This is a genomic window from Microaerobacter geothermalis (assembly GCF_021608135.1).
Taxonomy (GTDB): Bacteria; Bacillota; Bacilli; order DSM-22679; family DSM-22679; genus Microaerobacter; species Microaerobacter geothermalis.
The window spans coordinates 1-8,493 of sequence record NZ_JAKIHL010000063.1 but is presented as its reverse complement, the minus strand read 5'-3'; the positions used below and the strand labels follow the sequence as shown (position 1 = coordinate 8,493).

The 8,493-nt window shown below is 39.3% G+C and carries 10 protein-coding genes; all 10 read right to left on the bottom strand.

The genetic code is table 11. The features are described from left to right. Window positions 1–309: 309 nt before the first annotated feature. The 10 genes from ndk to mtrB all read right to left on the bottom strand — a co-directional run bounded on the left by ndk (window position 310) and on the right by mtrB (window position 8,279). Window positions 310–753: a nucleoside-diphosphate kinase gene (gene ndk / locus L1765_RS15445; protein ID WP_236408387.1), complete on the bottom strand. Its 444-nt coding sequence runs from the start codon at window positions 751–753 to the stop codon at window positions 310–312. Window positions 754–859: 106 nt separating this feature from the next. Then, entirely contained in the window at window positions 860–1,825 is a 966-nt protein-coding gene (gene hepT, locus L1765_RS15440; protein ID WP_236408386.1) for a heptaprenyl diphosphate synthase component II, read from the bottom strand. Between the two features lie 17 nt (window positions 1,826–1,842). After that, window positions 1,843–2,703 (bottom strand): menaquinone biosynthetic enzyme MqnA/MqnD family protein, encoded by an 861-nt coding sequence (locus L1765_RS15435; RefSeq protein WP_236408385.1) that lies wholly within the window; start codon window positions 2,701–2,703, stop codon window positions 1,843–1,845. Between the two features lies 1 nt (window position 2,704). Next, complete coding sequence (locus L1765_RS15430; protein ID WP_236408384.1) at window positions 2,705–3,307, bottom strand: UbiX family flavin prenyltransferase; 603 nt, start codon at window positions 3,305–3,307, stop codon at window positions 2,705–2,707. Between the two features lies 1 nt (window position 3,308). After that, window positions 3,309–4,175, bottom strand: a complete 867-nt coding sequence (locus tag L1765_RS15425) for a UbiA-like polyprenyltransferase (RefSeq protein ID WP_236408383.1) — start codon at window positions 4,173–4,175, stop codon at window positions 3,309–3,311. Further along, entirely contained in the window at window positions 4,162–5,625 is a 1,464-nt protein-coding gene (locus L1765_RS15420; protein WP_236408382.1) for a menaquinone biosynthesis decarboxylase, read from the bottom strand. The genes L1765_RS15425 and L1765_RS15420 overlap by 14 nt, the downstream gene beginning before the upstream one ends. Window positions 5,626–5,632: 7 nt before the next feature. Further along, entirely contained in the window at window positions 5,633–6,343 is a 711-nt protein-coding gene (locus L1765_RS15415) for a demethylmenaquinone methyltransferase (protein WP_236408381.1), read from the bottom strand. Between the two features lie 10 nt (window positions 6,344–6,353). Beyond that, window positions 6,354–7,235: a heptaprenyl diphosphate synthase component 1 gene (locus tag L1765_RS15410; protein ID WP_236408380.1), complete on the bottom strand. Its 882-nt coding sequence runs from the start codon at window positions 7,233–7,235 to the stop codon at window positions 6,354–6,356. A 102-nt stretch (window positions 7,236–7,337) separates the two neighbouring features. Beyond that, window positions 7,338–7,865 carry a hypothetical protein gene (locus L1765_RS15405; protein ID WP_236408379.1) on the bottom strand — a complete coding sequence of 176 codons (528 nt, stop codon included), beginning with the start codon at window positions 7,863–7,865 and terminating at the stop codon, window positions 7,338–7,340. A 195-nt stretch (window positions 7,866–8,060) separates the two neighbouring features. Continuing rightward, on the bottom strand, window positions 8,061–8,279 hold the full coding sequence (gene mtrB, locus L1765_RS15400) for a trp RNA-binding attenuation protein MtrB (protein ID WP_236408378.1): 219 nt from the start codon (window positions 8,277–8,279) through the stop codon (window positions 8,061–8,063). Between the last annotated feature and the right edge of the window lie 214 nt (window positions 8,280–8,493).

The window sequence follows — 8,493 nt, the reverse complement described above, 5'->3', positions numbered from 1 at the left end:
GATCAGAGACAAACAGTAATTTGATATTCGTGCTCGCAGCAACAGGAATTTGTGCTCAATGATCGATGCTGTCCGTTTAGTTCGCGGGGTCTGATATTGCTACCACCATAAAGATTTACGACTTACCCATTCCCCTGTTCAATTTCAATTATGGAAAGATAACGATGATACAGTAACTAGGTAACTACTGGATGGAATTATTTTCATGCGAATTTGTGACCCTGCGGGTCATGTAAGTTTAGTTCCGTCCACATACGATTATTTGAAGAACTCCCGATGTCAAAAAATCCCTCCAAAGGAGGGAAAAAATTAGATCCATTTATTAATGGTTTTATCGTAAGATGCAATCTCAGTTTCATTAAACCATAACGCGATTTCCCGTTCTGCACTTTCAGGTCCGTCAGAACCATGAATGATGTTCATTCCAACACTGACACCGTAATCCCCACGAATGGTTCCAGGTGCAGCATCAGCTGGATTGGTTTTTCCCATCATTTGCCGAGCAACAGAGATAACATTGTTTCCTTGCCAAACCATTGCAAATACAGGTCCTGAAGTAATAAAATCAACCAACTCCCCAAAGAAGGGCTTCTCTTTATGTTCGGCATAATGTTTTTCAGCAAGCTCTCTACTTACCTGCATCAATTTTCCACCTACCAACTGGAAGCCCTTCTTTTCAAACCGAGAAATGATTTCACCTATTAAATTTCTTTGAACACCATCTGGTTTTACCATGATAAAAGTTTTTTCCATATGTATTTCCTCCATTTCCGTTATAAACGACATTCATCCCCAAATATACTACCAAAGAAATCTAATTCCATGCAACTTAAAAGAATTAGTTCACATTTGATATCCTCTAGAAGGTGCGCTGTCCCAAAAAATGGGTAATCTCAATTAAAGAGCCTCGTGTTTTAATATCCGGGACGCATTCCACCCACTTTCTTGCCTTTTCAAGATATCTGTGGGCCAATTGATTGGAATATTCGATTCCTCCAGCTTTTTTAATAAAGGCAATAATATCTGCCATATGATCTTCAATAGCAGGTGAAAGGATCCATTTCCTAAAGGGGTGATTTTCTGGAGTTTGCCAATATGCATACAGCGCAGGTAATGTAATATTTCCCTGTTTCAAATCACTTCCCGCAGGTTTGCCCAATTGTTTTTCAGTACCTACAAAATCCAAAACATCATCTGTAATTTGAAAGGCCATTCCTACATGATATCCATAAAGATACATATTTCTCACCCATTTAGGATCAGCCTCAGCTACTAGAGCACCCAATTTACAGCTTATCGCAATCAACAAAGCCGTTTTTCTTTTGATTCTTCGAAGGTAATCCTTTAACCCTTGATTCCATCGATTAAAATCCTTGATTTGATTTATTTCGCCCTTGCACATTTCAACAATCGCCTTGGACAAAATTTGGTGAACTTCTGGATGATTCAATTGGGTAGCCATCAAAAGGGATTTTGCAAATATATAGTCTCCGGTATACATGGCAATCCGGTTATCCCATTCTGCCTTTACAGTCTTTTTTCCTCTTCTTGTATCGGCATCATCAATCACATCATCATGTACCAGAGTTGCCATATGAATCAGTTCGAGGGGAACCGCTATGTGTTTCAACTTATGAATATCGTAGTTGCCCAGTTTTCCACCAAGAAGAACAAAAACTGGACGCAACCTTTTTCCCCCTGCCTTTAATAAATGGCTGGAAGATTGAAGAAGAAGAGTTTGATCAGTCTCGATTGCCTTTTCCAATTCATTTTCCAGAATGGTTAAATCCGCTTTTAATTGCCAATAAATTTCCGTTAATTTCATCTATTTCACCTAGTCCATTATGTATTGAAGGATCCCGGCAGTTTTGGTCTGGAAGGATTCCATAAATTCACTGTTACCGGATGATCCAATAGACCTAATTCATAGGCACAATAAAAATAATACTCTAAACCTTCCACCTGTTCCTTATTTAAATCATGATTCAAGCCGGAAAAATAATTCCTCCAAAATTCAATTGTACCACCATGACGCTGAATTGTATATTGCAACAATTCATTTAACCTGTTTCTACTTTGCTTCTTACTATATTGAAACACTTCAAACACATGATTTAATAACTCCTCTTCCCGATCAGCAAAACTTTTGTTAACAGCCCATACGGCAAATGTCATCCACTTCCCTGTTTGACGATACCACAACTCACCTAAATCGTAAACCCTATACCCAGGATTATTCCACGAGGCCTTAAGAGCATCATCTCCAATCAAAAGGGAAGCATCCGCCTCTTCCATCATAACTGTCAAGTTAGGAAGCATTGTGCGGTAATGGGCATTAACTTGATAAAATTTTTGCAGCAAAATCCTTAGCAGGTTGACAGAAGTGGCCGATGTATTGGTCAGGGCGATGGTTTTCCCTTCCAGCTCATTAATTGGGACTTTGGAAAACAAAAAAATAGACCCGACAGGACCTAAAGCGCTGACAGACAAATCGGGTAACAGCAAATATTGATCGATAGATTGGGCATAGGCAAATGCCGATATGGGTCCCAAATCAATGTTTCCCATTTTCATTTGCTGGTTTAGCTGAGCAGGAACTTGGGGAATCCACTCAATATGATCATCCCTTAGTTTTTCATGAACAAAATAAAATACGGGCAAGATGTTTGTATAAGCTATTTTGCCAATTCTCATTTTTTTCATCTTAATCCCCCCATCGACGGAATAGATGATGATCTAATCCTAGATTGTCTAACACTTTACCAACCATAAAACGAACAAGATCATCCAAAGATTGGGGTCTATGATAAAAACCGGGCATCGCGGGAACAATTCTCACGCCGATTCGTGAAAGCTTCAACATATTTTCCAATTGAATGGCATTTAAAGGAGTCTCCCTCGGAACCAGAAGAAGGGTACGGCCTTCCTTTATCATCACATCGGCTGTTCTCTCCAATAGATTGCCTGAAGCCCCATTTGCAATCCCCGATAAAGTTCCCATAGAACATGGAATGATAATCATTCCTTTACTTTTATAAGATCCGCTGGCAATAGGTGCGGTAAAATCACGAAGATGATGATATTTCAGGATTCCTGGAAAATCTTTTTGGATGTTTTCCTTCAAAATCATCTCCCGATCACTGTTATCCCAATTAAGTTCCTCTTTAAAAACCTGCCAGCCTGCTTCCGTGATGATCAAATGGACCGTACATCCAAGTTTTAACAGCTCTTGAGTAAGGCAAACGCCGTATATCGCACCGCTGGCTCCAGTAATTCCAACCGTATAAATTAACGAATGGGTTGTCATATCATATCACCAAATCCAATAAAGTAAAGAAAAATACTAGGACGCTTAACACACCATTCATGGTAAAAAAGGCCGTATTTAATTTTGACAAATCCGTAGGTTTAACCAAAAGATGTTCATAGACCAAAATAAATCCGGCAATAATCATACCAGCAAAATACCACCAGCTTAACTCAGCCATATAAAACAGGATGAACAAGCCGATAAATGTTAAAACATGAAACCATCTGGCTATCTTTAGTCCTAAAGGGATCCCAAACCTGGAGGGGATAGAATGTAGTCCTTCTCTCCTGTCAAACTCAACATCCTGACAAGCGTAAATAACATCAAATCCAGCTGTCCATAGGGCTACCGTCACAAAAAGAATGAGAGAAACCATATCAATTTGACCAGTGGTAGCAACCCAGCCTCCTAATGGAGCAAGTCCAATGGATATCCCCAATATTAAGTGACAAGTCCAAGTAAACCGTTTTGTATAAGAATAAAAAACGAGAAAAAAGACGGCAACGGGAAGCAGTTTCACCGCCAGCATATTTAACTGATAGGCAGACCAAAACAAGAGTACAAATGAGACAACAATAAAAAGAAGCACTTCCGTAAGGGATACTAGACCAGCAGGGATGGCTCTGTTTTTTGTTCTAGGATTCTTGGCGTCAATCCTTCGATCAATCAATCGATTGAGGGCCATCGCCGCACTCCTTGCCCCAACCATGGCAAGGGTGATCCAACCAATTTGCCCCCATGTTGGCCAAATGTCATTCACCACTATGCTTCCCAAAACGGCTCCCATGTAGGCAAACGGGAGGGCGAATATCGTATGTTCAAACTTAATCATCTCAAGGATGATTCTAAGTTTATTCAATCCCATAACTTTTCCACTTCCGATCAACCAAGTCTTTGATTTCCTTACTCATGACAATATCATTGGGCCATTCCCTTTGAAATCCTTCTGAAGCCCACTTTTTCGTGGCGTCAATCCCCATCTTGGAAGAAATAAAAGGCAATTGAGAGGCATGATCCAAATCATCTGTCGGTCCATCAACAAACATAATATCCCTTCTGGCATCAATGTTATGGAAAACCCTCCAAGCCACTTGGGAATAGTCATGGACATCAACATCTTCATCTACCACAATAATTAATTTAGCCAGCATCATAAGTCCCATTCCCCATAAACCTGACATCACCTTACGGGCGTGATAAGGATATCTTTTCCTTATGGATACAATCACACAGTTATGAAATCCTCCCTCAATGGGCATGTCTATATCCACGATCTCCGGAAGCATGATTTTCATTAACGGGAGAAAAATTCTTTCTGTCGCCTTTCCCAAATAAGCATCTTCCTGGGGAGGCTGACCGACTAATGTAGCCGCGTAAATCGGATCTTTCCGATGGGTAATAGCCGTAATATGGAATACCGGATATTCATCTGCCAATGAGTAATATCCGGTATGATCTCCGAAGGGTCCTTCCGTCCGAAGTTCATCTAAATCCACGTATCCTTCTAAAACAATTTCCGCTCGTGCGGGCACTTCCAAATCCACCGTTTTACATGGGACCATCTCCACCGCCTGTTTTCTTAAAAAGCCTGCAAATACCATTTCGTCAATATCAGGCGGCAGCGGAGCGGTGGCTGAGTAGATGACTGCAGGATCACATCCTATGGCAACAGCTACCTCCATTTTTCGGCTGTCAGGATTCAGCTTATCAGACTTACGGTGATGTTCAGCCCCACCCTTATGTTTATGCCAGTGCATACCTGTCGTTTGTTTATCATAAACCTGCATGCGATACATTCCGCAATTCCGTTTACCGGTTACAGGATCCTTTGAGAAAACAAGAGGAAGTGTGATGAACGGACCACCATCTTCAGGCCAACAAGTTAATACCGGAAATTTGAAGAGATCGGGTTCTTCAGTAATGACCACTTCTTGACAAGGGGCCTTTTTTACTATCTTAGGCATAAAAGAAGCAATCTCCGCTAATTTCGGGAGCGCTTTTAATTTATCCAACATTCCGCCACCTGGTTTAGGCAATTCCATCATTTGCTCAATTTCTTTGGCAATATCATCAAGTGAGGAAACCCCTAACGCCAAGCACATCCGTTCATAGCTTCCCATTAAGTTGGTTACCACGGGAATATCAAAGCCCTTTACATTATCAAAAAGCAAAGCAACATTCTTTTCTTTTGACTTTGATACTCTATCAGTAATTTCACTGATTTCCAAATGATGGCTGACTTCAGTATGAATTCGCTTAAGCCAGCCCCTTTTTTCTAAATCGTGAATAAATTCACGCAGATCATTGTAAGGCATTTTCTCATTACCCCTTCTTTACACCAATATGTAATGCGGCGACCCCACCGGCAAACAAGTGGGTTTGAATATCAGTAAGGCCTACCTCGGAAAAAACCTTGGCTAATTCCTGACTATCCGGAAAATTGGTTAGTGATTGAGGAAGCCAATTGTATTCGTTATACTTATTTACCAACAACTTACCGATTACTGGGAGAATCCTGTAAAAATAAAAATAAAAGAATTGGCGATACCATTTCCAAGGCGGTTTTGAAGCTTCCAATGAGACCACAAGACCACCTGGCTTAACCACCCTTGTCATCTCAGATAGAACTTGACGATAATCAGGAACATTTCTGAGAGCAAATCCGATGGTTGCATAATCAAAGGTGTTGTCAGAAAAAGGGATCTCCATCGCATTTCCATCTACCAGATCAGTTTGTGAGTTTACTCCCATTTGTTCTATTTTTGCTTTTCCAATCTTTAACATATTCTCACTAAAGTCCAAGCCCACAACATAACCTTCTCTTCCTACAGCCTGGGCTAGGCTAATGGTCCAATCGCAGGTTCCACAGCAAACATCAATGGCACTTTGCCCTGGCCGGACACTCATTTTATTCATCGTAAATTTTCGCCAACGTTTATGCTGTCCGAAACTAATAATGGAATTCATTTTATCATATTCATTAGCAATGTTTTCAAAAACAGAGTGAACATACTTTGTATCAGGCTTTGTCATAGACGTCTCCTTATATCTCCTCAGCCAATAGTTTATTCTCTTCAATTTTAGAAAAGAAAAAGTCAATCATGTTGATGAGCTCATTTTTTATCAAGGGGGGTTCAATTTTTCTTACTTCATTCTGACAATCAATCAGCAATTCTTCAACTTTTTTATCCAAAATCATTTTAATTTTGTGCTTAAAAATCACATTTGTGTGTGTAGCAGAACCATCGGCAATTTTCTTTGCCTCTACTTGTCCCAACTGTTTAATCATGGATAACATCCCAAATCCAAACGGTATTTCATCTCCCCATTCAATCTTCTCCCTCTCGGAAAGGAGTATTTCAACAAGAATAAGATGATTCATCAATTTTTCCCAAGGGAGTTGTCCAATTTGCAAATGGCGTCTTGGCAAAATGGTATAAAGGGGCGTTTCTTTTTTTACTAACAAACTCAGATATTTGTCAGGAGATAAAGTCAGATCTCCTCTGCACAAATAATATCTGGTCTTATTTTCATTAATCTCTTTAATGGCTTCGGCTAAGATGTGAATCATTTCAATATCTTCAATTTCTGAAAGCAAGAAATAATATTGACTGCTAAAATAATCACCCGCCAACACTTTTAATTGGCGGGAACGAATCCCCCTATGTGTGTTTTCCCTTTCCAATCCAACCTCTTCATGAATGTCAAGTCCCATTTGGACCAGCATAACCGTCGTGCAATATTTCCTGATTTTTTCAACGGATAGCTGCATCTGCTGGAGAAATAAAAACAATAATTCCAATCTGATTTCAAATATAGAAGGTGGATTTATGTACTCTTCAAGATAATGATGTGCGGAATTTCTGCGGATTAGCTTCAAAATTTCATTCATCTCATTTTTGTAAGAACTGTTTTTTAAAATCATAAATGATCCCCCAACACCCTATTTTCAATCCTTCTTTTTCTAACCGTCTCCATTCATAAAGAGTATAACATACATGATTCATTTACGGCACCATGAACTTACTTAATTTATCTTAATCCAATCTTGTCCATAAGACAAACGAAAGTATGTTTCGAGAAAAATTTTCAACTCATCGGATTTACTGGGGATCTTCCTAACCAACCTTACATTTTCCCTATCACCTGACAAGGCCACCATCATCGTTTCTCTCGGACTTTCAGATGATAAATTTATCAATCTGATAAATACCTGCTTTACATTGGTCGTTGAGTAGAAGCTCATGTTCAACACTTTGGAAAAATCATCAAATACCACTTTTTTATTCAACTGTTTGGGACTTGTAATATAAAAGTCTATAAATAAACTTCCATTCTCCCACTTCACTCTTCTAATTGGATGTTGAAATGATTGTCCTCTTAAAAAGTCTACCAGATTACTTTTTGTCAGCACAGTTTCCTTTGATTGAAAAACAGGAATATCACTGGATCCATTTTGACTCAACTCCATTGTGGGTAGAAACGATAAGATTATAGCCAACATCGTTGAAAAGACCACGGCAAAAAATAAATTTCTGGCAACCATCAGCATCATCATTACCTCCTCTTCTACATATGTACAAAAAAAAGGAGCTGGCTATGCCTGCTCCGTAACACATTTTATAATTTTATCTTCGATGTGCTTCTAGGACTCCCACTTCTATATAATGGGAGTCCTAGAAGCACAACCTCGAAATAAGTGCAATTAGAGTTTAGCGGGAGCCAGAACTCCCCCTAAACTAGGTTTTCTTTATTCATCGGTATTTACAACACCATGCTTGGTATAGATTATTGCTTTTCCTCTTATTTTCATAGCGGAAGTATGCTCGGTGAACTGGGCAATCATCACTTCGCCTTTGTCAAGCTTCTCTGTATGATGAAATTTTGTATCATGTCCCCTCGTCAAACCAATCACATGAACTCCATTTTCCTTCGCCTTGATTACAAAAAAATCCCCATCTACAGCCATAAACAATCCCCCCACAATTTTGAAATGATCTTATATATTGTACTATGGCTAATTCTAATAAAACTGTCAATTGTTATCCACTTTTATTGTTGAACGTCTGTGATATTGTCATATTGTAACGCATCAGTGAAAATGTCACTATGGGACAGGAGAGAATAACTTTGAGCAAAAAAGAGTTGAAGCGTTACAAAGTCATTGAACAACTGATTCAAGG